The organism is Stenotrophomonas sp. BR163 (genome assembly GCF_047520985.2).
Classification (GTDB): Bacteria; Pseudomonadota; Gammaproteobacteria; order Xanthomonadales; family Xanthomonadaceae; genus Stenotrophomonas; species Stenotrophomonas sepilia.
Window position 1 is genome coordinate 12560 of sequence record NZ_JAXBRE020000004.1, and the last position, 23408, is coordinate 35967.

General features: G+C 65.5%; 33 protein-coding genes. All 33 read left to right on the forward strand.

Annotation, left to right across the window (positions count from 1 at the left end):
• The first annotated feature begins 20 nt into the window (after positions 1-20).
• A complete protein-coding gene (locus ACM0PY_RS04220; RefSeq protein ID WP_005412422.1) occupies positions 21-164 on the forward strand; it encodes a hypothetical protein in 144 nt (47 codons plus the stop codon).
• A complete protein-coding gene (locus ACM0PY_RS04225) occupies positions 157-441 on the forward strand; it encodes a hypothetical protein (RefSeq protein WP_005412421.1) in 285 nt (94 codons plus the stop codon). The genes ACM0PY_RS04220 and ACM0PY_RS04225 overlap by 8 nt, the downstream gene beginning before the upstream one ends.
• Entirely contained in the window at positions 441-599 is a 159-nt protein-coding gene (locus ACM0PY_RS04230; protein WP_154267700.1) for a hypothetical protein, read from the forward strand. Before ACM0PY_RS04225 ends, ACM0PY_RS04230 begins: the two co-directional genes overlap by 1 nt.
• Complete coding sequence (locus ACM0PY_RS04235; protein ID WP_004154595.1) at positions 599-1264, forward strand: hypothetical protein; 666 nt, start codon at positions 599-601, stop codon at positions 1262-1264. Before ACM0PY_RS04230 ends, ACM0PY_RS04235 begins: the two co-directional genes overlap by 1 nt.
• Positions 1248-1685: a RusA family crossover junction endodeoxyribonuclease gene (locus tag ACM0PY_RS04240; RefSeq protein ID WP_049444495.1), complete on the forward strand. Its 438-nt coding sequence runs from the start codon at positions 1248-1250 to the stop codon at positions 1683-1685. Before ACM0PY_RS04235 ends, ACM0PY_RS04240 begins: the two co-directional genes overlap by 17 nt.
• Positions 1686-2048, forward strand: a complete 363-nt coding sequence (locus ACM0PY_RS04245) for an N-acetylmuramoyl-L-alanine amidase (protein ID WP_004154593.1) — start codon at positions 1686-1688, stop codon at positions 2046-2048.
• Between the two features lie 11 nt (positions 2049-2059).
• Positions 2060-2446, forward strand: a complete 387-nt coding sequence (locus ACM0PY_RS04250; RefSeq protein ID WP_004154592.1) for a helix-turn-helix domain-containing protein — start codon at positions 2060-2062, stop codon at positions 2444-2446.
• A complete protein-coding gene (locus ACM0PY_RS04255; RefSeq protein WP_004154591.1) occupies positions 2443-2622 on the forward strand; it encodes a hypothetical protein in 180 nt (59 codons plus the stop codon). The genes ACM0PY_RS04250 and ACM0PY_RS04255 overlap by 4 nt, the downstream gene beginning before the upstream one ends.
• A gap of 151 nt (positions 2623-2773) precedes the next feature.
• Positions 2774-4240, forward strand: a complete 1467-nt coding sequence (locus ACM0PY_RS04260) for a toprim domain-containing protein (protein WP_005412418.1) — start codon at positions 2774-2776, stop codon at positions 4238-4240.
• Between the two features lie 165 nt (positions 4241-4405).
• Positions 4406-4654 (forward strand): hypothetical protein, encoded by a 249-nt coding sequence (locus ACM0PY_RS04265; RefSeq protein ID WP_005412417.1) that lies wholly within the window; start codon positions 4406-4408, stop codon positions 4652-4654.
• Between the two features lie 10 nt (positions 4655-4664).
• Positions 4665-5315 (forward strand): Gabija anti-defense Gad2 family protein, encoded by a 651-nt coding sequence (locus ACM0PY_RS04270; protein ID WP_180886100.1) that lies wholly within the window; start codon positions 4665-4667, stop codon positions 5313-5315.
• 12 nt (positions 5316-5327) lie between these two features.
• Positions 5328-7166: a DNA polymerase gene (locus ACM0PY_RS04275; protein WP_180886098.1), complete on the forward strand. Its 1839-nt coding sequence runs from the start codon at positions 5328-5330 to the stop codon at positions 7164-7166.
• Positions 7148-7486: a hypothetical protein gene (locus ACM0PY_RS04280; protein ID WP_050483582.1), complete on the forward strand. Its 339-nt coding sequence runs from the start codon at positions 7148-7150 to the stop codon at positions 7484-7486. Before ACM0PY_RS04275 ends, ACM0PY_RS04280 begins: the two co-directional genes overlap by 19 nt.
• A complete protein-coding gene (locus ACM0PY_RS04285; protein ID WP_005412414.1) occupies positions 7483-7848 on the forward strand; it encodes a hypothetical protein in 366 nt (121 codons plus the stop codon). Before ACM0PY_RS04280 ends, ACM0PY_RS04285 begins: the two co-directional genes overlap by 4 nt.
• A gap of 28 nt (positions 7849-7876) precedes the next feature.
• Complete coding sequence (locus ACM0PY_RS04290; RefSeq protein ID WP_005412413.1) at positions 7877-8002, forward strand: hypothetical protein; 126 nt, start codon at positions 7877-7879, stop codon at positions 8000-8002.
• Positions 7999-8247 carry a hypothetical protein gene (locus tag ACM0PY_RS04295; RefSeq protein ID WP_164170918.1) on the forward strand — a complete coding sequence of 83 codons (249 nt, stop codon included), beginning with the start codon at positions 7999-8001 and terminating at the stop codon, positions 8245-8247. Before ACM0PY_RS04290 ends, ACM0PY_RS04295 begins: the two co-directional genes overlap by 4 nt.
• A complete protein-coding gene (locus tag ACM0PY_RS04300; RefSeq protein ID WP_164170919.1) occupies positions 8244-8555 on the forward strand; it encodes a hypothetical protein in 312 nt (103 codons plus the stop codon). The genes ACM0PY_RS04295 and ACM0PY_RS04300 overlap by 4 nt, the downstream gene beginning before the upstream one ends.
• Positions 8552-8701 (forward strand): hypothetical protein, encoded by a 150-nt coding sequence (locus ACM0PY_RS04305; RefSeq protein ID WP_164170920.1) that lies wholly within the window; start codon positions 8552-8554, stop codon positions 8699-8701. Before ACM0PY_RS04300 ends, ACM0PY_RS04305 begins: the two co-directional genes overlap by 4 nt.
• The gene (locus tag ACM0PY_RS04310) at positions 8698-9531 is read left to right on the forward strand and encodes a phage exonuclease (protein ID WP_235645387.1); all 834 of its coding nucleotides are present in this window, start codon (positions 8698-8700) and stop codon (positions 9529-9531) included. The genes ACM0PY_RS04305 and ACM0PY_RS04310 overlap by 4 nt, the downstream gene beginning before the upstream one ends.
• Positions 9519-9725 carry a hypothetical protein gene (locus ACM0PY_RS04315; RefSeq protein WP_164170922.1) on the forward strand — a complete coding sequence of 69 codons (207 nt, stop codon included), beginning with the start codon at positions 9519-9521 and terminating at the stop codon, positions 9723-9725. Before ACM0PY_RS04310 ends, ACM0PY_RS04315 begins: the two co-directional genes overlap by 13 nt.
• A gap of 124 nt (positions 9726-9849) precedes the next feature.
• Complete coding sequence (locus ACM0PY_RS04320) at positions 9850-10386, forward strand: deoxynucleotide monophosphate kinase family protein (protein WP_164170923.1); 537 nt, start codon at positions 9850-9852, stop codon at positions 10384-10386.
• Between the two features lie 64 nt (positions 10387-10450).
• Positions 10451-10630, forward strand: coding sequence for a hypothetical protein (locus tag ACM0PY_RS04325; protein WP_004154580.1), 180 nt, complete (start codon positions 10451-10453; stop codon positions 10628-10630).
• Positions 10631-10632: 2 nt separating this feature from the next.
• The gene (locus ACM0PY_RS04330; protein WP_235648607.1) at positions 10633-10803 is read left to right on the forward strand and encodes a hypothetical protein; all 171 of its coding nucleotides are present in this window, start codon (positions 10633-10635) and stop codon (positions 10801-10803) included.
• Entirely contained in the window at positions 10796-12352 is a 1557-nt protein-coding gene (locus ACM0PY_RS04335) for a portal protein (RefSeq protein WP_164170925.1), read from the forward strand. Before ACM0PY_RS04330 ends, ACM0PY_RS04335 begins: the two co-directional genes overlap by 8 nt.
• 16 nt (positions 12353-12368) lie before the next feature.
• Entirely contained in the window at positions 12369-12512 is a 144-nt protein-coding gene (locus ACM0PY_RS04340; RefSeq protein WP_160314196.1) for a hypothetical protein, read from the forward strand.
• Entirely contained in the window at positions 12512-13297 is a 786-nt protein-coding gene (locus ACM0PY_RS04345) for a capsid assembly protein (RefSeq protein ID WP_164170926.1), read from the forward strand. Before ACM0PY_RS04340 ends, ACM0PY_RS04345 begins: the two co-directional genes overlap by 1 nt.
• Positions 13298-13323: 26 nt before the next feature.
• Positions 13324-14277, forward strand: coding sequence for a major capsid protein (locus tag ACM0PY_RS04350; protein WP_111007468.1), 954 nt, complete (start codon positions 13324-13326; stop codon positions 14275-14277).
• 150 nt (positions 14278-14427) lie between these two features.
• Positions 14428-15018, forward strand: coding sequence for a phage tail tubular protein A (locus ACM0PY_RS04355; RefSeq protein WP_005412402.1), 591 nt, complete (start codon positions 14428-14430; stop codon positions 15016-15018).
• Positions 15018-17150, forward strand: a complete 2133-nt coding sequence (locus ACM0PY_RS04360) for a phage nozzle protein (RefSeq protein WP_111007469.1) — start codon at positions 15018-15020, stop codon at positions 17148-17150. Before ACM0PY_RS04355 ends, ACM0PY_RS04360 begins: the two co-directional genes overlap by 1 nt.
• A complete protein-coding gene (locus ACM0PY_RS04365; protein WP_049434065.1) occupies positions 17147-17620 on the forward strand; it encodes a hypothetical protein in 474 nt (157 codons plus the stop codon). The genes ACM0PY_RS04360 and ACM0PY_RS04365 overlap by 4 nt, the downstream gene beginning before the upstream one ends.
• A gap of 32 nt (positions 17621-17652) precedes the next feature.
• Positions 17653-18051, forward strand: a complete 399-nt coding sequence (locus ACM0PY_RS04370; protein WP_049397861.1) for a virion core protein, T7 gp14 family — start codon at positions 17653-17655, stop codon at positions 18049-18051.
• A 3-nt stretch (positions 18052-18054) separates the two neighbouring features.
• Positions 18055-20229, forward strand: a complete 2175-nt coding sequence (locus tag ACM0PY_RS04375) for a hypothetical protein (RefSeq protein ID WP_180895468.1) — start codon at positions 18055-18057, stop codon at positions 20227-20229.
• A gap of 69 nt (positions 20230-20298) precedes the next feature.
• On the forward strand, positions 20299-23400 hold the full coding sequence (locus ACM0PY_RS04380) for a hypothetical protein (RefSeq protein ID WP_495493244.1): 3102 nt from the start codon (positions 20299-20301) through the stop codon (positions 23398-23400).
• Positions 23401-23408 lie beyond the last annotated feature (8 nt).

The window sequence follows — 23408 nt, forward strand, 5'->3', positions numbered from 1 at the left end:
CCCCAAGCGAGAACATCAACATGAGCATCAACTACCAGCACGCACTGAACACCTACGTTGCCCAGGACCACTTCGGTGTGGTCCTCGGCATCTACAACCCGGCCGAACACGGCACGGTCGAGGAGTTCAAGCACCGCATGACGGAGCTGCACGCAGGTGCGTGATCGCGTCATCGACGGACTGCACTCACGTTCTGCCGAGAGCGCCGCACGCGGCGCTTTCGTCGTGATCGACAGCGTGCAGTCCCTCGGCCACCCGGCCGATCAGGTGATCGGCTTGGCGTGCGCCTTCAAGAACTTCTGCGAAGTGCTCGGCCTCGATCCGATGGAAGTGCTGCGGGTCGTCTCGCGCATGGAGCAGGACTGCCGCTACCGGCAGGTCAACACCCTCAACGCCGTGCGCCGCTACGCGGAGCGCGAGCTGAAACCGCACTACCCGTGATGCGTGACCCGATCACCGACGCCTTCATCGACGAGGCGCTCATCGGCTTCGACATCGACGAAGCCTTCGGCATTTCCGCCGACACCCCGCTGACCGCCGCCGCTGACCTGTGGCGCGCGGGCATCTATCTCCCGACCAACTACGAGACCGACAACTGATGGCAACCAAGAAGCGCGAACGATTCGTCTCCCCCAAGGGCACCGCCGTGTGGCCGCGCCTGAACGAACCGGACACCAAGTTCAAGCCGGAAGGCGAATACACCGTGAGCCTGGCGTTCGACCCGAACGACAAGGACTTCAAGGCGCTGGCGAAGAAGCTGGAAACCCGGCGCGACGAGCTGTTCCAGGAGTTCCTGAGCGAGAACCCGAAGAAGAAGAAGGGTGCCGAAGTGGCCCCGGTGTTCACCGAAGAAACCGACGAGAACGGCGATGACACCGGCCGCGTGCTGGTGAAGTTCAAGATGAAGGCCAGCGGCGTCAGCAAGCGCACCGGCAAGAAGTTCACCATGCGCCCGGACATCTTCGACGCCCGCGGCAAGAAGATCGACAACCCGCCGCAGATCGGCGGCGGCAGCGAACTCAAGGTCTCCTACGAGATCGGCGGCTCGTTCGTCGAATCGGCCAAGAAGTTCTACCTGACCTGCTACATGGTCGCCGTCCAGGTGATCGAGCTGGTCGAGTTCGGCCAGCGCAACGCCAAGGACTACGGCTTCGGCGAGGAGGACGGCTACGAGGCCGCCGACAGCGCGCCGTTCAGCGACAGCGATGACGACTCGGACGACGACAGCGACTCCGACGACGAGGGCGATGACGGCGACTACTGATCCGCTGTCGGTCATCGTGGACACCGCGAGGGGGGCCAAGCATTTGGCCTCCCTCACGTTCCCGTTTGACCCGGTGCCCGCCTCGCGCCCGAAGGTTTCGCGCTGGGGCGTCTACTACGGCAAGACCTACAAGACCTGGAAGGAAGCCGCAGAGAAGCATCTGCCAGCCGGTGACCTGGACCTGTCGCCGACCGATCCGGTTTTAGTGGTCATCATCGCGGTATGCAAACGCGCCAAGACCTCGAAGGCCGCGTTTCCCAAGGGCGACGTGGACAACCTCGCCAAGGGGCCGATGGACGTTGTGACCAAAGCCACCGGCTATTGGGCCGACGACAAGCAAGTCATGTGGCTGCTCTCCGGTAAGCGCTGGGCGCAGCCGGACGAAGAACCACGCACCGAAGTCCACCTCTACAAACTCTAAGTGCGCCTCAAACCTCTGGAATCGGTAGAGGCGCTGTTCGTCCTCGCCAGCATGACCCGCCCCGAGCAGGTCACGACCGGCGAAGAACTCGCACGCCTGCACCGCTCGCAGGGCTACTCGAAGATCGCCGTCCACTTCGTCATCGAACGTGACGGCTCGATCTACGACGGTCGCCCGCTGAATCAGCCCGGCGCTCTCGCCGGTAAGCACAACCAATCCGCATACCAAGTCTGCCTCCTGGGCGGCGTCAACGACGCCATGCAGCCCGAGGACAACTTCACCGAAGCCCAACACGCCGCGCTGCGACGCCTGCTCGCCGCCTACGGCAAGCCCGTCGTGTGGGCACCTGACTTCCCTCGATAGGAGAACCCAACGTGAAACCGCTGCCCCCGCAAACCCAGGTCGTCCTGGATCACCTGCGTCGCCACTCGCACCTGACCTCGTGGCAGGCCGAAGGCGTCTACCGCATCCGCCGCCTCGCCTCGCGCGTCGATGAGCTGCGCGCTGCTGGCTTCGAGATCGAAACGCAGACCTGCGAGGACGCCTCGGGGCAGCGGTACACGCGCTATCGCCTGTCGCGCCGTCAGCGCCGCAGCAAGGCTCCACTCCTGGAAGCGCGCCGCGCTCCGAAGCAGTACCGCGTCGATGCGCTGCTCCAGCTGTATCGCAACTACTGCACCGACGAGCTGGGCCTCGACGCCAACGATGCGACCGAAGAAGTCGCCGCATTCACCAAGTTCCTGCTGGAGAAGAACGCATGACCAACACCGCCACCACCGTCATTCCGTCCGCGATGCGCCTGGCTTTCGAGCGCGCATGGGCGCGCGCCGACAAGCCGTTCCGCGGCCTGGGCCGCACCGTCAAGGGTGCGCTGAATCGTCGCCTCGGCATTTCCTACCGCAAGCGCATGTGGTCCGTGGAGCGTGCAAAGCGCTGACTCCGAATACCTCCACAAAGAGCCGTGCCCGAACTGCGGCAGCAAGGACAACCTTGCGCGCTACAGCGACGGGCACGGCTACTGCTTCGGCTGCGGTCACTACGAGCCAGCCGAAGGCGAGGAGGTCTCTCAACCCACCAGCAGGAAAACCATGAGCGACTTTGCGAAGGGTGAACCGCAAGCCCTGGCGAAGCGCGGTATCACTGAGGAAGCATGCCGTAAGTACGGCTACTGGATCGGCAAGGACAAGCACGGCAAGACCGTGCAGATCGCCAACTACAAGCGCGATGGCGGCATCGTCGCGCAGAAGCTCCGCTACCCCGACAAGAAGTTCTCGTTCATCGGCGACTCGAAGGCGTGCGGGCTGTTCGGCCAGCACCTCTACGAACCGGGGCGACGCCTCGTCATCACCGAAGGCGAGATCGACGCGCTCTCCGTGGCGCAGGCACTCGGCCTCCGCTGGCCGGTGGTGTCCGTCCCGAACGGGGCGCAAGGCGCAGCCAAGTCCATCAAGCGCGAGCTGGAGTGGGTCAACGGCTTCGACGAGGTTGTGCTCATGTTCGATATGGACGAACCGGGCCAGGCCGCCGCGCAGGAAGTGGCGCTGCTGCTGACTCCCGGCAAGGCCAAGATCGCACAGCTCCCGGCGAAAGACCCGAACGAGCTGCTCCAGCGTGGCGATGCCGAGGCGATCACCCGCGCCATCTACGAAGCGCAGACCAAGCGCCCCGATGGCGTGGTGACGTTCGGCTCCCTCAAGGAGAAGGCACTCAAGCCGGTCTCGATGGGCATGCCTTGGCACGACCCGCGCCTCACCGCGCTGACCTACGGCAAGCGGTACGGCGAGGTCTACACCTTCGGCGCGGGCACCGGCATCGGCAAGACCGACTGGCTGATGGAGGAAGCAGCCTTCATCGCGCAGGAAACCGGCGACCGCGTTGGCCTGTTCTTCCTGGAGCAGCAGCCGGTCGAGACGGCGAAGCGCATGGCAGGCAAGGTTGCTGGCCGCCGCTTCCACGTCCCTGATGGGAGCTGGACGCAGGAGGAGCTGGAAGCCGCGTTCGAGATTCTCGACAAGGGCCAGGTGTTCATCTACGACCACTTCGGCTCGTCCGAGTGGGACGTGATCGAAGCCAAGATGGCCCACATGGTCGTCGCCGAGGGCGTCAAGCACATCGTCCTCGACAACCTCACGTCGTTCGCGGCCGGTGCCGAGGACGAGCGGAAGATGCTGGAGGACACGATGGCGAAGATCGCGCAGTTCGCGCAGCGCCACCTCATCTGCATCTACCTGGTCTCGCACCTCGCCACGCCGGAAGGCAAGCCCCACGAGGAAGGCGGACGCGTGATGCTCCGTCACTTCAAGGGCAGCCGCGCGATTGGCTTCTGGACTCACTTCGCGTTCGGCCTGGAGCGCAACACGCAGGCCGAGAACGAGGCCGAGCGCAACTGCACGACCTTCCGCGTCCTCAAGGATCGCTTCACCGGCCAGTCGAACGGCCAGGTTCTCTACTACAGCTACGACCACGCATCCGGCCGTCTGCTCAATGCAGATGCTCCGGGCGAATACGGCGACTTCGCCGACGAGTCATCCGATGTATCCACCTCCGACTACTGACGGCCGCTCGGTCGTCGGCTTCATCCCAGCTGATGCGCCGCTCTCCTTCGCTGAGAGCCTCGTTCTCCCCTACCAACTCCCGCGCTCCGATCAAGCCTGCCGTGTCATGTACGGCAAGCCAGGGCGGCGCGTGGTCATCCACATCAAAGCCGAGGAACTACCCCAATGAAAGAGATCGTCGCCATCGCAATCGACCTGCTGACCGCTCCGTTCCGCAAGGACACCGTGACCGACGTGGTGAAGGTGCTGGAGGGCCAGGTGGACAAGCTGTTCAAGATCAGCGCCGACCGCATCGCCACCGCCTCGACGCTGCGCGACAAGGCCGATGTCCTGCACTCGCAGGCCGACGAGCACGAGGAAGAAGCCGAGCGCGCACTGCGTGTCGCCGAGCGCTTCACCAACCTGATCCGCTAAGGGACCAACCATGACTGCCGAGCAACACGCTCGGTCCCTGTTCGACGTGTTGCCGGCCGAAGTCCGCCACCTGGTCATCCTGGGTGGCGGAAGCCTGCGCGCGTTCTACGACGGGACCGAAATCAAGGACATCGACTGCTTCTTCGTGTCACTTGCGAGCTACACCTACGTGGCCGCGTACCTGAGCGGCCGTAGCGACTGGACCAGCGAAGCCGCTCCGAACGGTATCCGCAACTTCCGCTCGCCCGAGGGTCACCTCGTGAGCCTGATCGGCTTCGAGTTCGGTACGCCGCATGAGCACTGCGCCCGCTTCGATCTGCGGTGCTGCGCCCATGTCGCCATCTACGAACCCAGCACCGACGAGGTGGTGGTCGTATCCCTCGAAGGCGCGGTTGCCGACGCATCGGAGAAGCTGCTGTTCGTGCTGAACAACAACGGCACCGAGCGCACCATCCGCCGCATCACGCACTACGTCGAGGACTACGGCTACACGCTGCACCCCGACCAGCCCGAGCAGGAGGAACTGTTCGAGGACGACGACTTCCCCGGCCACGCGCCGCAGGGCGTCCACACGCCGCCGAAGGCTCCCGAGCCGGAGTACATCCTCCGCGCCCGCCGCCGCGTCCGCGCAATCCCCGTAACCAACCACGGCTACCCGTAAGGAGGACCGCCGTTGATCCTCGTATTCGACTGCGAGACCAATGGCCTCCTCGACGAACTTGACACGATCCACTGCATTTCCCTCCAAGAGGTAGATGAGACCGGAGCACCGCGCGGTCCCATCCTGTCCGCCAACGATCACGGCACGGGCGAAATGACAGTCCGTCAGGCCGTCGAGAGGCTCAAGAAGGCCAAGCGCGTTGTCGGCCACAACATCGCCGGATTCGACATTCCGGCTATCGCCAAGGTGTTCCCGGACTTCAAGGTCCAGGCGTACTTCGACACGCTGCTGATGTCCACGCTGGTCTACCCGGACCTCAAGGACCGCGACTTCAAGGCCCGCAAGAAGCAGGGAGCGAACCCGGTGTTGCCGGGCAAGCTGATCGGCCGCCACGCCCTCGAAGCGTGGGGCTACCGCCTCGGCCGCTGGAAAGGCGACTACGCGGCGCAGATGGCCGCACGCGGCCTCGACCCCTGGGCACAGTGGTCTCAGGAAATGGACGACTACTGCGACCAGGACGTTGCGGTCACGCAAGCGCTGTTCGCGTTGTTGATGAGCAAGGTCCTCCCCACCGAGGCCATCGAGCTGGAGCAGGCCGTCGCGCCGATCCTCTCGCGTCAGCAGCGCTACGGCTACCTGTTCGATCAGGAGAAGGCGCGTGAGCTGGAGTGCATCCTCGTGTCCCGGCGCACTGCGCTGGAGGCCGAGCTGCGCAAGGTCATTCCGCCGTGGAAGGTGGTGAAGCGCAAGTTCGTACCAAAGCGCGACGACAAGCGCCGCGGTTACGTCAAGGGCGTGGAGGTCACGACCTACAAGGACGTGGTGTTCAACCCGGCAAGCCGACAGCACATCGCTGACCGCTTGACTGCAATGTATGGCTGGCAGCCCCAGGAGTTCACCGAGAAGGGCCAGCCGAAGATCGACGAAGAAGTCCTGGGCGCACTCAAGTTCCCGATCATCCCGCTCCTGCTGGAGCACTTCATCGTCAACAAGCGCCTCGGCCAGCTCGCCGAAGGCGACGAGGCGTGGCTCAAGGCCATCAAAAAGGACGGCCGCATCCACGGCAGCGTGAATCAGAACGCAGCGGTGACCGGCCGCATGACGCACTCGAAGCCGAACATCGCTCAGGTGCCGAAGTGCGGCGTGCCTTACGGCAAGGAATGCCGGTCGCTGTTCTGCGTACCGACAGGGAAACTCCAGGTCGGAGCGGACGCCTCGGGATTGGAGCTGCGCTGCCTGGCGCACTTCATGGCAAAGCACGACGGTGGCGAGTACGCCAAGGTCATCCTCGAAGGCGACATCCACTCCGTCAACCAATCGGCGGCAGGACTGCCCACCCGCGACAACGCCAAGACCTTCATCTACGCCTTCCTCTACGGGGCAGGCGACGCGAAGCTCGGCTCCATCGTGGGCAAGGGGCGACAAGCCGGGGCGAAGCTCCGCTCGAAGTTCCTGGCCGGGCTGCCTGCGCTGGAGAAGCTGGTACGCGGGGTCAAGAAGCGCGCGGCCGAGAAGGGATACCTGATCGGTCTCGACGGCCGGAAGCTGCACATCCGCAGCGACCACGCCGCGCTCAACACCCTGCTCCAGTCGGCCGGTGCGCTGGTGATGAAGAAAGCCCTGGTGATCCTCGACGCCGACCTGCAAGCCGCAGGGCTGGTGCCGGGCGTCCACTACGAGTTCCTCGCCAACGTCCATGACGAGTGGCAGATCGAAGTGGACGAGGACAAGGCCGAGTTCGTGGGCAAGACCGCCCAGGCCGCCATCCGCAAGGCTGGCGACCACTTCGGCTTCCGCTGTCCGCTGGATGGCGAGTTCAAGATCGGAAGGAATTGGGCCGAGACGCACTGACCCGCGGCAAGCGGGACATTGCACTCGCCCTGGTGCGCCAAGCGAAACGCCGGGCAGCAAGGAAGGGACTGCCGTTCGACCTCACGTCGGACGACATCGTGGTCCCCGACTTCTGCCCGGCGCTGGGCATCCCGCTGTACCGCGCTGTCGGGCGCAAGGCCCAAGGCCCCAACTCACCCACGCTCGACCGCATCGAACCTGACCTCGGCTACGTCCGGGGCAACGTGCGCGTGATCTCCGCACGCGCGAATCAGATCAAGTCCGACGCGACTCCCTCGGAGCTTCTGCGAGTCGCCTGTTACGTCCAAGAGAACCGATGAACCCAACCAACATCCTGCGCGCCCTCGCGGCGCTGCTGGTCGTTGCCGCACTCGCGGCTGGCGGCTTCGCAGCCTGGAAGTACACCGCAATGGCCCAGCGCGTGACGGAGCTGGAGGAGTCGGCAAAGGAACTGGCCGACCTCAAGCAGACCGTCGAGACCCTCAACCGCGAAGCCGTGCGCCGCTCTGCCTTCGATGCAGCGCTGCGGAACGCCCGCGCCACCACCAACCGCTCTGTGGAGATTGCAGCAAATGCTGACCCGGAAACTGGCGATTACCTGTCTCGCCGCATTCCTGACGAGCTGCGCCGCGCACACCTCGAAAGTCGTGCCGGAGCAGTTCCTCCAGCCGACCGTCATTGAGGGCACGCACTCCTCACTGGACGCCGTGATGGCTGACCCGACCACCACCACCTACGACCTCTACCGCTTCGGCGGCAACGCCGAGGACGGCCTCCAGCGCTGCAACGCCGACAAGGCGAGCGCCCTGGAAGTCCTCAAGGAATCGAACCGATGAACGAGAATCAGCTTCGCGTGCATTTCATTGGCGGCCCCGCTGACGGCGATGTCCGCTTGATCGCTCCGTGTACTACCTACCGCGTGGCTGTGCTCGAACACCAGCCCGAGGTTCACGCCTACAACGCCAAGTGCCCGTGCTGCACGGAGCGCATGCTGCGCCCCGTGGAGTGGAACACCGCGATCTACTTCATCCGCCGCGTTAGCGAGAAGTGCTGGGTCGCCGTACACGAGAGCATGGTGTGAAGCGCGCTCTCCTGATCCTGGCGCTGTGTGCTGGCCTCGCTGCGTGCGATATGAAGCCCTGGCCGCCGAGTGCGGACTATGGCTCGTGCCTGAAAGGGCACAGCGAGGACTCCTACATCATCATGTGGCAGTCGATGTGTACGGGGAACTCCTGCACGCAGATTCCGTACACCATCCCGACCACCGACTTCGTGTGCGACGAGCACGAGTACCCGCTCGGCGACGGCCCGGAGTACCAGGCCGGAATGAAGCGCTACGCCGCCGAGCTACAGGCGTGGTATGAGCGCCACCCGGAGAAGCGGCCATGACTTCCTACGTCACCTATCGGCCACCGCAGGCGGCTGGTTCCTGGGTCATCGGCGGCAACTTCTTCGTGCAGGTCCGGGAGCGTCCGAACTGGCTGCACCGCTGGTTCGCGCTGGCGCTCCTGGGATGGCAGTGGGTGGACGCATGAACAAGCGCGGCCCCCTGCTGCTGATCGACGCCGACGTGCTGCGCTACCAGCTCGCGTTCTCGAACACCGCGAACATCGACTGGAACGGCGACGGCAACAAGGTCGAAGCGATCCAGCCCGAGCGCGCGAAGGCGAAGCTGGAGGACTACATCGACGAGATCGTCGAGAAGTTCGGCGCGCGTGATTACCTGCTGGCCCTGTCCTGCAAGAAGCACAACTTCCGCAAGGACATCGACCCGACCTACAAGCTCAACCGTGCCAGCAAGGACAAGCCTGCCCTGTGGTACGTGCTCGACGAGTTCGTCTACGACGAGTTCGGCGACAAGATCGTGGAGATCGAGAACCTGGAAGGTGACGACGTGCTGGGGCTGCTGGCCTCGCACCCGAATCCGAAGCGCGCGCCAGGCAGCCGCATCGTCGTGTCCATCGACAAGGACATGCAGACGATCCCCGGCATCCGTCTCTACAACCCCAACCGTCCCGACGTGGGCGTCCGGCCGATCTCGGCTCACGACGCTGACCTGTTCTGGATGAAGCAGGTGCTCACGGGCGACCGGGTGGACAACTACCCAGGCTTCCCCGGCATCGGCCACAAGGGCGCGGACGAGCTGCTCATGCCCATCCACGAGGCGTACCGCGATGCGTCCGTCGAGGAGCACCTCGGCGCGCTGTGGAACACCGTCGTCACCACCTACACCACCCGCATCCCCCGCGGCGGCACCGAGCCGCTGTCGAAGCACGATGCGATCCGCCAAGCACGCCTCGCGCGAATCCTGCGCTACGGCGACTACAACCCCAAGACCAAGGAAGTGAAGCTGTGGAAACCCTGATCCTGTTCATCACCATCATCGCCGTGCTGGCCGTGCTGTTCGCCTTCGTCGCCTACGGTGCCGCCTGGCTGTGGTGGCGCAGCCTCAACACCCTCGAACGTGCCCTGTACCGCTCGGCTGGCCGCGTCAAGCTGTGGCCGGCCGCTGTCGGCGCTGCTGGTGCGGCCTGGCTGATCGCCCGGTGCTTCGCCTGATGCGTCCGAAGCTGCTGGCCCTCGCCATCAACCTGGCGCTGCACGGCCGTCCCGGCTGGTAGCGCCTCTCCCCCAAGTCCCCTTCGGCCCGCCTCGTGCGGGCCTTTCCTTTTCTGGAGTCCCCATGAAGATCATCGGAATCACCGGCCGCGCCCGTAGCGGCAAAGACACCCTGGCCGAGTTCCTGGTCAGCGACCACGGCTTCGTGAAGCTGTCCTTCGCGGCCCCGATCCGCGCCTTCGTGGCGGACATCACCGGCCTGCCGGTGTCCGCGATGGAGGACGGCCCGCTCAAGGAGGAGCCGCTCGACTGGCTCAACGGGCAGACCCCGCGCCGCCTGATGCAGACCGTGGGCACCGAGTGGGGCCGCGAAATGATCGACCGCGACCTGTGGGTCAAGGTGGTCGCGCAGAAGATCCGTCAGGCCCGCCGCGACGGCGCTGCTGGCGTCGTGGTTTCGGACGTTCGCTTCGACAACGAGGCGCAGTTCATCCGCGAGTGTGGCGGCCAGGTGGTCCAGGTGCTCCGCGACAGCGCGACTCCGGTCTCGGCGCATGCCTCCGAGGCAGGCGTCCACGGCGACCTGATCGACACCGTGATCGACAACAACGGCCCGATCCACCGCCTGCGGATGGTCGCGGAATCGCTGGCCCGGCTCTAAGGGTTTAGTGGTCATCATCGGGGGAAACGACAGTTTCCCCACCTATTCATAACCCAGGAGTTCTATGCAAATCCCTCTGCACTCCTACGACCTGATCGACCTCCTGGACGAACTGCACCCCGAAGTGATCTACGACCCCGCCCAGCCGAAGGAGGAGTTCCTGCTCCGGCAGGGCGAGCGCCGCCTGATCCTCCGGCTCAAGGCGCTGCGGAAGGTCGAGCAGATGGAGCACCGCGCCCGCTAATCATGTGCAGCAAGCCCAACATGCCGGACCAGCAGGAGAAAGACGCGATCCTGCTGACCCGCCAGGACACCCAGCCGACCGGCCACGCGGCCGATCAGCGGCGTAAGTCCAAGGTCCGACTGGACCTGAACAACGCAACGCAGTACCAAGGACTGACCATTCCGAATGGCTGACGCCAAGCAGACCTCGGCCGAGAAGCAGACGGCCGCGAAGCGCTACGGCGATCTCAAGTCCAACCGCAAAGAAGCCGAGACGCGCGCCAAGCGCTGCGCCAAGGTCACCCTGCCCCGCCTGTGGGTGGACGAGGGCGCGAAATCGCGTACCCCCGGTTCCGCCTACATCGACACCGGCCCGAAGTGCGTCAACGCCCTGGCCTCGAAGATCGTGCTGGCCTGGCTCCCGCCGAACGCCTCGGTGTTCAAGCTCGCGCCTGACCAGGCCGTCGCCGAGAACATCGCCGAGCAGGCTGGCGTGGAGACCTCCGAACTGGAGGCCGCGCTGGTGGACGTGGAGCGGGTCATCGTCAATGACCTGGAGACCAGCGGCGTCCGCCCGGTCCTCAGCGAGGCGGCCAAGCACGCCATCGTCCTCGGCAACTTCCTGCTCTACGACCCCGACGAGGGCAAGCCCAAGCTGTACCCGCTGACCTCCTACGTGACCGACCGCGATGGCCTGGGCAACGTGCTGGAGATCATCACGCTCGACAAGATCGCCCCGGCCATGCTGCCGGACTCGATCCGCGCGGCGGTGATGCAGAAGCTCGCCCAGGAGCGCGACGAAAAGACCAAGAACGACGACGTGAACCTCTACACCTGGGTGCGTCGCTCGGAAGATGGCAATGAGTGGGAAGTGGTCCAGGAGGTCGAGGGCGTCGAAGTCCCCGAGACCGTGGGCACCTACCCCATCGACGCCTGTCCGTGGATTCCCCTGTGCGCTCCGCCGTCCCTCGTGGACGACTACGGCGAGGGCCTGGTCTACGACTACGTGGGAGCGTTCGAGTCGCTGGAGGCGCTGCGCAAGGCGATCCGCAAGGGTGCCGCCGCGCTGGCGAAGATCATCATGTTCCTCAAGCCGACCTCGACGATCCGCGAGCGCCAGCTCACCGAGGCCGAATCCGGCGCGGTGCTGCGTGGCGAGGCCAGCGATGTGACCACGCTCCAGCTCCAGAAAGCCTACGACCTGAACTTCGTGCGTCAGGAGGCCGAAGGGCTGGCGAACTCGCTGGAGCTGATCTTCGGCGTGAAGTCCGCCGTGCAGCGCCCCGGCGAGCGTGTGACCGCCTACGAAATCCGGGTGCTCACCCAGGAACTCGACGACGCCCTCAGCGGCTTCATGGCGATGTCGGGCGAGCAGCTCTTGCTGCCGCTGATCCGCCGTCGCCTTCACAAGCTCCAGAAGCAGGGTCGCCTGCCTGAGCTGCCGCAGGAACTCATCAAGCCGCGCATCACCGTTGGCATCGCCGCCCTCGGCCGCGGCCACGACCTGAACAAGCTGATCGAGTTCGGTCAGGCAGTGGATGCGCTTGTCGGCGCAGAGGAGAAGGCACGCCGCCTCAACAGTGGCGAGGCGATCTCCCGACTGGCCGCCGCTTCCGACATTTCCACCAAGGGCCTGATCCGCTCCGACGACGAGCTTGCTGCCGAGCAGCAGGACGCCTCGGCGCAGGAGGCGATGGTCCGTGCCGCTCCGAATATCGCCTCAGCGATGACCCAAACCCCGTAACCCCGAGAAGGACGCAATGTCGAACGAAACCACCGAGAAGCCCGCCAAGCCGACCAAGGAAGCCCCGAAGGCTCCGAGTGTCGAGCGTAAGGGCAAGGCCGAGATCACCCGCAAGGCGAACGGCCTGGTCATCGTCAACTACAAGCCCGAGGACAAGTAATGTCGCAGCCGGGCAAGTCCGAAGTAACCGTCAGCCTTGACGGCATCAACGGCCAGCCGACCCCAGGTCAGCAGCCGCCGCAGAACTCCCAGGACACCCAGCAGCCCGCACAGGGCGCGCAGGGTGGCACCGATGGCGAGCGCCTGTTCGGCGGCAAGTACAAGACCGTGGAGGAGCTGGAAGCCGCCTACGCAGAACTGAGCACGCCAGCCGACGACAAGGGTGGCAAGGGCGGCCCCGCGACCATCGACGACGCCACCGCGGATGACGCGCGTGACGCCTTGGCGCGGGCTGGCCTGAACCTGGACGACTTCGCCACCGAGTTCAACTCGAACGGCTCGCTGTCCGAGGAGAGCTACAAGAAGCTCCAGGACGCCGGTTATCCGAAGGAGCTGGTGGACGTGTATGTCGATGGCCTGCGCGCTCGCGTGCAGACCTACGAGAACGCCGTCTACTCGCCCGCAGGTGGCAAGGCCGGTTACGACGGCCTGGTCCAGTGGGCCAAGACCAACCTGAGCGCCGAGCAGAAGCGGGCGTTCAACGAAGCGGTGCAGTCCGGCGACGCCGGCCGCGCAGCGCTGGCAGTCCAGGGCCTCGTCGCCCTCCGTGGCGGCAACGGCCGCCTTCTGAATGGCAAGACCGCATCGAACGCCGATGCTGGCCCCAAGCCGTTCCAGTCGCAGGCGCAGGTCGTCGAAGCGATGCGCGATGTGCGCTACCAGCGTGATCCGGCTTACCGCGCGGAAGTCTCCGCCCGCCTGGCCGCGTCGCCGCTGTTCAAGTAATCCACTCAACCTCAAGCAAGGACTAAATGTCGGACGCAATCCCCTCCCGCCTGGGTCAAGCCCAGGCCAACGGCGACGCCTGGGCGCTGTTCAAGCAGAACTACACTGCTGAAACCATCACCAGCTTCGTCGAGAACTACAAGCTGGACGGCCGCGTGTCGGTGCGCAACATCGAGAGCGGCAAGTCCGCCTCGTTCCCGAACGTCGGCACCATCGGCTCCGAATACCATGTGCCGGGCACCGAGATCAAGGGCCTGGTGGTCGAGCACAACGAGACCATCATCACCCTCGATCCGATGCTGATCTCGCACGCCTTCATCGCCAACATCGACGAAGCGATGAATCACTTCGACGTGCGTTCCGAGTACACCCGTCAGCAGGGTGCGGAGCTGGCACTCAAGCGCATGCAGAACGAGCTGCGCTGCGCGATCCTGGCCGCTCGTACCACCGAAGGCAAGGTCGAAGGCCAGCCGGGTGGTGCCATCATCAAGGCCGCCACGATGGCCTCCGATCCGACCGTGCTGGCCGATGCGTTCCGCAACGCCCGCATGCTGTTCGACGAGAAGCTGCTGCCGGACAACCCGCAGGAGTTCACTGGCGCACTGGCCCCGGCTCAGTGGTATCTGCTGACCGAGAACAAGGACTTGATCGACCGCGACATCAACGCGGAATCGAACGGCTCCTACGGCCAGGCGATCATTTCCTCGGTCGCCCGCATCCCGCTGGTGAAGATCAACGCGATGCCGCGTGTCGATGAGTCGGCCCTGGCTTCGATCCCGGCCAAGTACCGCGGCAACTTCGCGGACACCGTTGGCGTGATCTTCCACCGCTCGGCTGTCGGCACCCTCAAGCTGCTGGACCTGTCCCTGGAGGACGTGTACCAGGGCGAGAAGCAGGGCACCCTGATGCTGGCGAAGTACGCGCTGGGTCACGGCATCCTCGCTCCGCGCGGTGCCATCGAGCTGTCGAAGGCCGCGTAAGTTCCACCGGGACGGGACTCATAGAGTACCCGGTCGTGTAGCTGGCACCGCAGACCTAGATCGTCAAGTCGGCTCCCGTCCCAACTCCAATCTCTCTCCATCTACGGGGGACATCCACACGGGTGTCCCCCGTTTTTTTGCCCCGAATTCATGAACCTCGAACTCACTCCGACCACGGAACTCGAAGCCGTCAACGTGCTGCTCGGTGCTATCGGCGAAGCGCCGATCAGCGACCTCGAAGCGCTCGGCAACCTGTACGCCTCGCAGGCGCGCGACACCCTCCGCGCGGTGAGCCGCGAGGTCCAAACCGCTGGCTGGTGGTTCAACACCAGCGAGTCGTTCACCTTCACGCTCAACGCGGAAGGCAAGGTGCTGCCGCCGCAGTCGATCCTCAAGCTCGTCCCCGCACGCGGAAGCGAGCCGCTGGTGATCCGAGGCACGCGCCTCATCAACCCGCTCACCCTCGCCGACACGTTCTCGTCGGCACCCACCGCCGACTTCGTGACCTGGTTCCTCGCCTACGAGGAGCTGCCCGAGTCGGCCCGCCGCTACATCGCCGTGCGCGCTGCGCGTCTGTTCCAGACGAGCGTGCTGGGTAGCGACCAGCTCTACGTGTTCACCGAGAAGCACGAGGAGGAGGCATACCTCATCTTCGCGCAGGAGCACGCCGACTTCACCTACGCCCGCGGCCACAACTTCCTCAGTGGCTCGACGGACGTGTCTGATATTTGGGACCGCTGATGCCGCTAATCACGGGGGACTATCCCTCGTTCCTGGGAGGCGAGTCGCAGCAGGACGATACCGTCCGCTCGCCGAACCAGCTCACCAAGGCGATCAACGCCTGGCTGCATGCCGCAATGGGCGCTGGCAAGCGCCCGCCCGCCGAGTTCGTTGCTGGCCTTGGCGTCACCCTCGATCACGACTGTGCCTTCCACTCCATCGTCCGCGATGAGAACGAGCGCTACATCGTCGCCGTGGGTCACCGCAGCATCCGCGTGTTCGACCACGAGACCGGCAAGGAATACACCGTCAACGCCACGGGCGACGCGCTCAACTACCTGGACACCCAGGGACAGCGTGCGTGGTCGTGCTTCGCGCTGGCGACGTTCTCCGACACCACCTTCATCGTCAACCGGCTGGTAGACGTGAAGCAGAGCGATGAGCTGTCGCCCGGTTCACTGTACGGATCGGCGCAAACGATGTCCGACCTGCCGAAGCCCGGTGACAAAGGCTCGGCCGTTGTGCCGACCGGCGCGATCTACAACATCATCGGTTCGTCCGAATCGCAGTTCGACGACTACTACGTCCAGAAGCAGTCCTCCTCGGTCTACCTGGAGGTCGCCCGGCCGGGCATCAAGCACCGCTTCGATGCCAAGACGATGCCGCACATCCTCAAGCGCATCCCCGATCCGGTGCATGCGGACGGCTTTTGGTTCTCCTTCGGTGGACCGGAGTGGACCGCGCGCCTCGCGGGTGACGAGCAAAGCAACCCGTTCCCGTCCATCGACGGCCAGCGCATCCGCGAGGTGTTCAAGCACCGGGACCGCCTGGGCTTCCTGGCCGGGGAGAACGTGCTGATGTCCGAGGTCTCCGATCCGTTCAACCTCTGGCGCACTTCGGTGACCCAGGTGCTCGACGCCGACCCAATCGACGTGAGCGTCAGCGGGTCGAACGGCGTCACCACGCTCTATCACGCAGTCCCGTTCCAGTCGGCCCTGTTCCTTGCCGCTGCGGGCGGCCAGTTCCTCCTGACCGCCGAGCCGTACCTGGCCGCCAAGAACGTCAAGAGCGATCCGGTCAACAGCTACAGCAGCTCGCCGTACATCCGGCCGAAGCTGATGGGCGAGTCGCTGTACTTCACCGAGGACAGCGGCGCATACGCAAGCGTGCGCGAATACTTCATCGACGACCTGTCGGTGACCGGCGACGCCGCCGACGTGACCGCGCATGTGCCCAAGCTGATGCCGGGCCGCATGCGAGCGATGGCGAGCGCAAGTGGTGCTGACTGCGTGTTCTTCGCTCCTGACGAGCCGACCGACGCGCAGCTCTACGTCTACTTCGTCCGCTGGATCGGCGACGAGAAGCAGCAGTCCGCATGGACGCGCTGGTCAATCTCCGGCGTCGGCCGCATCGTCCACATGCACGCCATCAACGACGTGCTGTACGCCGTCGCGGAAGCGCCGGGAGGCGGCTGCGAGCTGCTCAAGTTCCGCATGGTGCTCAACCAGCACGACGCGGACGCCACGGGCGACTACAACTTCCTGCTCGACCGCATGCTGGTGGTGCAGCCCACCTATCAGCAGTTCGGCAACGAGACCTGGATCGACCTGCCCTACATCGTGCCCGATGGCATGACGGTCACCGTCCTCAAGACGGACGACTGGCAAGACCCCGGCGCGTACCTGGACATCACCAAGGCGCGCTGGGACAACGCCCGCACCCGCCTCGCGCTCCCCGGTAACCACACCGAGGGCCGCGTGGTCGTCGGCATGGACTACGAGCACCGACTCACCCTGACCAAGCCCATCGTTCGCGGTGGGCAGAACCAGGCCGTGCTGGTGGGCCGCACGCAGGTGCGTGACATCGAGGTCGCCTACAAGGACGGTGCGTACTTCGAGCTGGAGGTCGAGCAGCACGGCAACGGCCGAGTCGAGACCTACGTGGCGTCGCATTCCGGTGCATACACCGCGCGCGTCCTCAACGATTCGGTGTTCCGCACCAGCGCCCCGACGTTCCACTCCGGCTCTCGCCGGTTCCCCGTGCTGGGCGACGCCAACAGCGTCCGCATGCACCTCGTCAACCGCCTGCCGTTCCAGTGCTGGTTCCAGTCAGCACAGTGGCGCGGCATGTTCGTCTCCCGCAGCCGAGTATGACCCTGACCTATCGAAGCCCCACCGCCAGCGACATCCTCCACGTCGCCGAGAACATGCGGCAGGAGGACATCCTGGAGGTGGCGGCTTCGCATGGTCACACCCCGCTCCAGGCGCTCGCATACGCAGTGACCGCGAGCGACCGCAGTTTCGCCGCGATGCACGACGGTTCTCCCGTGTGCATCTTCGGCTTCACCCAGCACGCCGAGGGTATCGCCTCGGTTTGGCTGCTGGGCACCGACGCCCTGGTGGCTCCCTCGTTCCGCCGCACGTTCCTCCGAGAAGCTCGGCGGATCAGCGACGAGTGGGCGGCCACCTTCGGCACCATCTTCAACTTCGTCGATGTCCACGCCGTCACCACGCGGCGATGGCTCGGCTGGCTTGGCTTCCGCGAGAGCGGCGTCGAGTCCGCCTACGGCTTCGCCAAGACACCCTTCGTCCGAGTAACCAAGACCCCATGTGCAACCCCGTAGCAGTCCAGGTCGGTATCGCCGCAGTCAGCGCGATGGCGACCATGTACGGCCAGAATCAGAACAACAAGGCCATCGAGGAAGCCGCGGAGCGTCAGCAGGAGCAGATCAACGACCAGGCCGCCGAGCGCACCCAACAGCGCATGGAGGAGGCCCGCGCACTGCGATCCGCGATGCGCGCCTCCGCAGCAGAAGCGGCAGTGTCCGGCAACTCGGTCGAGCTGCTGGCGAACGACATCATGGCCCAGGCTGGCCGTGACGTGGCCCTCATCGAGAAGAACCGCAGGAACGGGGTCGTCGAAAGCGGCTCCGAAGCACGCGCTCGTATCCGCACCGGCAATGCCGAGGCGCTGGGCGGCGTGATGCAGTCAGGCGCGAACGCCTACAGCAACATCCAAACCTACAAGCGCTATTCCATTCCCGGAGACGAGTAACCCGTGGCTCGCACGAAACCCCAAGAGATCATCCGCCGCGCGCAGGTGCCGCAGCGTCTCGCCGAGCGCCCCGTTCTGGCGGTGCAGGCTGACCAGGCGTCCTCCGCTGGTGCCGGTGCCCTCTCTCGCACCGCCGCTGCGGTGCTGACGCGCGTCTCGGATTCCGTCAACTCGCAGATGATCTCCAACAGCCGCGAGCAGTACACCGCCGCGGCGACCCAACGTATGCAGGAGGACGCCGAGGGTACGCCCCGGCAGGCCGAGGACTTCGTTGCCCAGCAGTCGGAGTCATGGCGTCGCGGCTACCTCAAGGCTGACGGCATCATCCGCGTCCGCGACTGGCAGATCGAAGCGGCCAAGGAGATCGCCAAGGCCGAACCCGGCACCGACATCGAGCCGCTCATCAAGGAGCGGATGGCGGCGCTGACGCAGAACCCCGAGTTCCAAGACCCGCAGGTCCGCAAGGCCCTGATGCCGGTCGCCATGCGCGCCGCGCAGCAGGTCCGCCAGCAGTGGCAGGCCGACTCGATGCGGGAAATGCTGGTGCGGCAGAAGGAGTCGCTGACCGCGATCATCCGCGACGGCATCAAGGGCGGCACGTTCCTCACCTCCGAGGGCATGAACGGCCTGTACGCGATGCTGGATCAGGAGGAGTACGCCTACCTCAACAAGCGCGACGTGGACGAACTCTACGTCGAGGCCGCCAAGGAGGAGCTGGCTGCGGGCAACCGCGATCCTCAGTCGATCCTGGCGTTCCTGGAGAAGGACCGCGGCGACGGCCAGCCAGGCTTGATGAACACCGAGCACGGCGACGAGCTGCGCGCGGCGGCTGCCGCTGGTGCCCGCGTAATCGCACACCGCGAGGACGAGGCACGCAAGCAGGCGATGGCCGAGGCGGAGTGGACGCTCCAGGGCCTCGCGGATCGCGGCCAGCTCACCCACAAGACCATCGACACCTGGGCCAGCAAGTTCGGCCTGAGCGGCGGCGACCTCCAGTCCTTCAAGCGCTACTGGAACAACCAGCAGGAGCAGACGCTCCGCCGCTGGGAGCAGGAAGCGAAGGAGCGCGCCCGAGAGGAGCGCATCCGCAAGCTGGTCGCCGGGGGCAACCCCTACGAGATCAGCGATGCCGACCTCAAGAAGCAGGCCGGTAAGGAGTGGGAGGAAACCCCGCAGGCTGCACGCGGCCAGGTGCTCCAGAAGTGGGCACGGCAGGGCATCGTCATCCCCCAGCTCGAACGCATCCTCAAGCGCGCTGACCCGGCGTTCCAGGAGAACTTCCAGAACGCCGCGACGCTGTACGAACAGCTCCGCAAGGTCTCGCCCAAGTACGCCGATACGGTCGCTGGCGGCGAGGCTGCCGCAATGCTGGACCAGTACCTCTACGACACCCGGCGCAGCGGTCAGTCTCACCAGGAGGCCGCTCGCGTCCTGACGCAACCAAAGCGCGAAGTCGAGGAGGCCCGCTCGGTCATCAACGACACCTGGAAGTCCGGCATCAAGGACTACCTGGAGATCGACGGCAAGCCGCGTGACCCGCGTGAGCTGCACCGCATCCGCCAGGAAGCCGAGCGCATCGCCTCGCGCGGTGGCGTGTCCGGCGAAGCTGCCATCCGTGCAGCGGTCGGTCAGATCGACGCCCAGCGCACGACCGTCAACGGCCGCCGCGTGCCGAACATCGGCATGCCGCAGGGTGCCGAGCCAGCGGTAGACGAGCTGATCCAGACGGTCGCGCGCAAGCTCGGCCGCGACCCGGATGAGCTGTCGGCCCTACCTAATCCCCGCAATCCGGGGCAGTGGCAGATCGTTGGCCCCGACAACTGGCTGATCCCCGACCCTGACACCGGCCGCGCCATCGGTTTCGACCCGCGCGCCATCGCGGCACAGCACCAGCGCTGGAAGGGAGACCTCGCGGAATCCCGGGCGCGTCGTCGGGTCGAGCAGCGCACCACCTGGGCGGATCAGTCCCGGAACATCCGCGACCTGCGCTCGCAGTCGGCGACCACGGAAGTCCCCGCGGCCATCGCCAAGCGCGACGCCAGCGCCGCCGAGGCCCCCGCTTTCGAGCTGCCCAAGTTCGACCTCACCAAGCCGCTGGTCCCCAACGCGGGCACCAAGCAAACCACCACCACCCCGGCAGTCCCCGAGGACTTCCTGGAGTACCTGACGAGGAAGTAAGACCGCATGTTTGAATCCCTACCCGGCGCAGACGAGAACATCGTCAAGCCGGCAACCCAGCAGCCCATCGTGCAAGCCGTGCGCGAGCGCAAGGAGCAGCGAGAGGCCGCGCAGCGCCGGAAGGATCAGACGACCGTATGGGACGGATGGGGCGCTGCCCAGGCAAAGGGCGGCATCGGCTTCATCGACCGCTTCATCACCGAGCTGGGCTACGAGCCGCAGCAGGGCTATCGCATTCCCGCAGACGCGCGCAAGCGCTGGGAGTCGATGGGCCTGCGCCCGGAGCAGTGGGAGCTGTTCGGCCGGGCCACTTCCGACGAGCACCTCTCCTATCTGGAATCCGTGGCCTTCATGAATCAGATGGCGGACGACGACCTGGCGCAGTTTGGCCTGGGCGGACAGATCGCCCTCGGCTTCACCGACCCGGTGGCAACCGGCCTCGATCTCGCCACGGGCGGCCTGGGGTACGCAGCCAAGGCCGGACGCCTCGCCAACGCGGTGCGCTCCGGTCTACAGGCTGCGGGCACCTCCGCGCTGATGTCGGCCGCAACCTCCACCTACGACCCCGAGCAGACGCTCGCGGATGGCGTGCAGAGCGCCGCCCTGTCGTTCGCGTTCGGTGGTGCCCTCGGCGCTCGCCGGGGTGCCCTGTTCGATGGCGAGGTCAAGCCTGACGTGGTGAAGCGGCTGGCTGGTGACGACTCGCTGTCGGCCGCCCGCGTTGCTGGCACCGCCACCACCGACCCGACGCCAGGCGTCCTCCCGCTGCGCAACGAGACCGCATTCGAGCAGGAGTTCACCGACAAGGCGCTGGTCAACGCGCACATCACGCCCCACTTCGCCACCGTCCGCCGCGACCTTGCTGCCCGCATGGGTAGCGCAAAGTCGCCGCTGGTGCGCGAGGCGGGCCGCCTGCTGTTCCGTGATGGCGTCGGCTACACCGATCGCTCCGTCGCGGTCCAGGAGTCCACCACCGAGTTCGCCAAGCGCCACCTGGCCGTCATGGAGACGGAATGGCGGAGCGGAGTGAACGCCGCGTGGGACGCCTACAAGCAGCGGACGGGCACGCATTGGTGGAACTTCTCCGAGCGCGCCAAGTTCAACGAGGAGGTCGGCCGTGCCGTGCGCGGCGCGCCGGACGTGTCACCGGAAGCCGCCAAGGCTGCTGGAAGCGTCGCCAAGGCGATGCGGGATGCGCTCAAGCTGGCGCAGGACAGCAACCTCGACGGCTTCGCCAACGTGGCGCAGAACGGCAACTACCTGCCGCGCTACTGGAGCGGCAAGGGCTTCAAGCGCCTGTTCGGCGAAATGCAGCTCCACCAGGACGACGTGATCGACCAGCTCATCAAGCCCGCCATGCGACGCGCATGGGAGGCCGTCGCCGACGAAGGCGACGAGATCGACGACGAGCTGCTCGGTGCGGTTGCACGCTCCTACCTCAAGCGCGCTCAGGCGAACTTCGAGGGCGACGGGATGGACCTGCTGGTCCGCCCGCTGGACAGCGATTCGGTCGAGGAGATCGGCAATATGCTGACCGAGGCGGGCGTCTCGCCCGTGCGGTCGCAAGAGCTGCTGTCCAAGCTGGACCGCAAGACCTACGAGTCGGGCAAGCTCGACCGCGCGAAGAAGCGCATCGACCTCGACGAGACCTACTCCACCACCATCCGCAACGAAGCTGGCGAGGACGTGCAGGTCTCGATGGCCGACCTGTTCGACAACGACGTGGACTCGGTGATGACCCGCTACATGCGCGAGATCACCGGCTGGTCGGCGCTGTCGTCTAAGGCTGGCATCAAGAACCGAGCACAGCTGGACCGCTTCGTGTCAAAGCTCAAGAGCGACGCCCGCAAGTCCGGCGACGACGTGAAGGACATCGAGCGCCTGATCGACATCGGCCTCAAGTCCACCTTCGGCCGCAGCACCGAACTCGATCCCGCCAGCCGTGGCGCACGCTACGCGCGGTTCCTGCGCAACTGGAACTTCGCCCGCGTGATGAACCAGGTCGGCTTCTCGCTGTTCGCCGAGCTTGGCCCGACCATCGCGCATGCCGGTCTCCGCAACTTCTGGAACTCCGTGGGTGCCGCACGCGACTTCCTGGTGCGTGGTGCTGACGGCAAGCTGTCCTCGCAGGAGGCGCGCGTGATGGAGCGGCTGTTCGCACCCGGCACCGACTGGCTGCGCAACCCGCCGTTCCTGCGTCTGGACGAGGACGCGCTCGTGCCGCAGACGTTCAACGTCAAGCACGGCGAGAAGATCGACAACGCGATGAACATGGCGACGCACGTCACCTCGGTCGCATCCGGCATGGCCCCGATCAACACGATGCTCCAACGCATCGCCGGTCGCGCCACGCTGCTGCGGCTGCTGGACATGGCGAACGCCAAGAAGCTGTCGGACGCCGAAGTGGCCCGCCTGCGCACCTGGGGCCTCGACGAGAAGGCCCAGGCCGACGTGTTCGGCTACCTCAAAGGCAAACGGCAGATCGAGCAGATCGACCCGGACAAGCTGCCGTTCCAGACGCGCGAGCGGATGGCGGCCTTCCTGTTCCGCGTGACGCGACACCAGGTTCTCGAAGGTGACGCCTCGGACAGCATCGAGCTGATGCACTCCACCACCGGCCGCATCGTCACGCAGTTCCGCAGCTTCATGGTCAACAGCTACACCCGCCACTTCCTGAACTCCGTCCACCACTACGACGACTGGCGCACCTACGCAATGGTCGTGCTGTCCACCTCGGCAGCAGGCATGGGCTGGGCGGCTCGCACGTACATCAACACTGCGGGCAACCCCGAACAGCGAAAGAAGCAGCTGACACAGGAGAACTTCTACAAGAACGCTGTCGCGCAATCGAGCTGGTCGAACGTGATCCCCGCCGTCACCGACGCAGTGTGGGCGGACGCCTTGGGCAACGACCCGGTGTTCGCCAACAACCGCTCGACCGGCCTGGAGAACGGCGTGATGGGCTTCCCGTCCATCGACCTGTTCAACAAGGTCTACGGCAGCACGCGGATGATCGGCTCGGCCATCCGCGACGACGAGGAGATCACCGAGAAGCAGATGCGAGACTTCTGGAAGATTTGGTGGTTCAACAACATGACGGGCGTCCGCAACATCGCGGATCAAGCCCTACAGCAGTTCCCAGACCGCAAGGACGGGACTGATCGACCGTAACCAGGAGG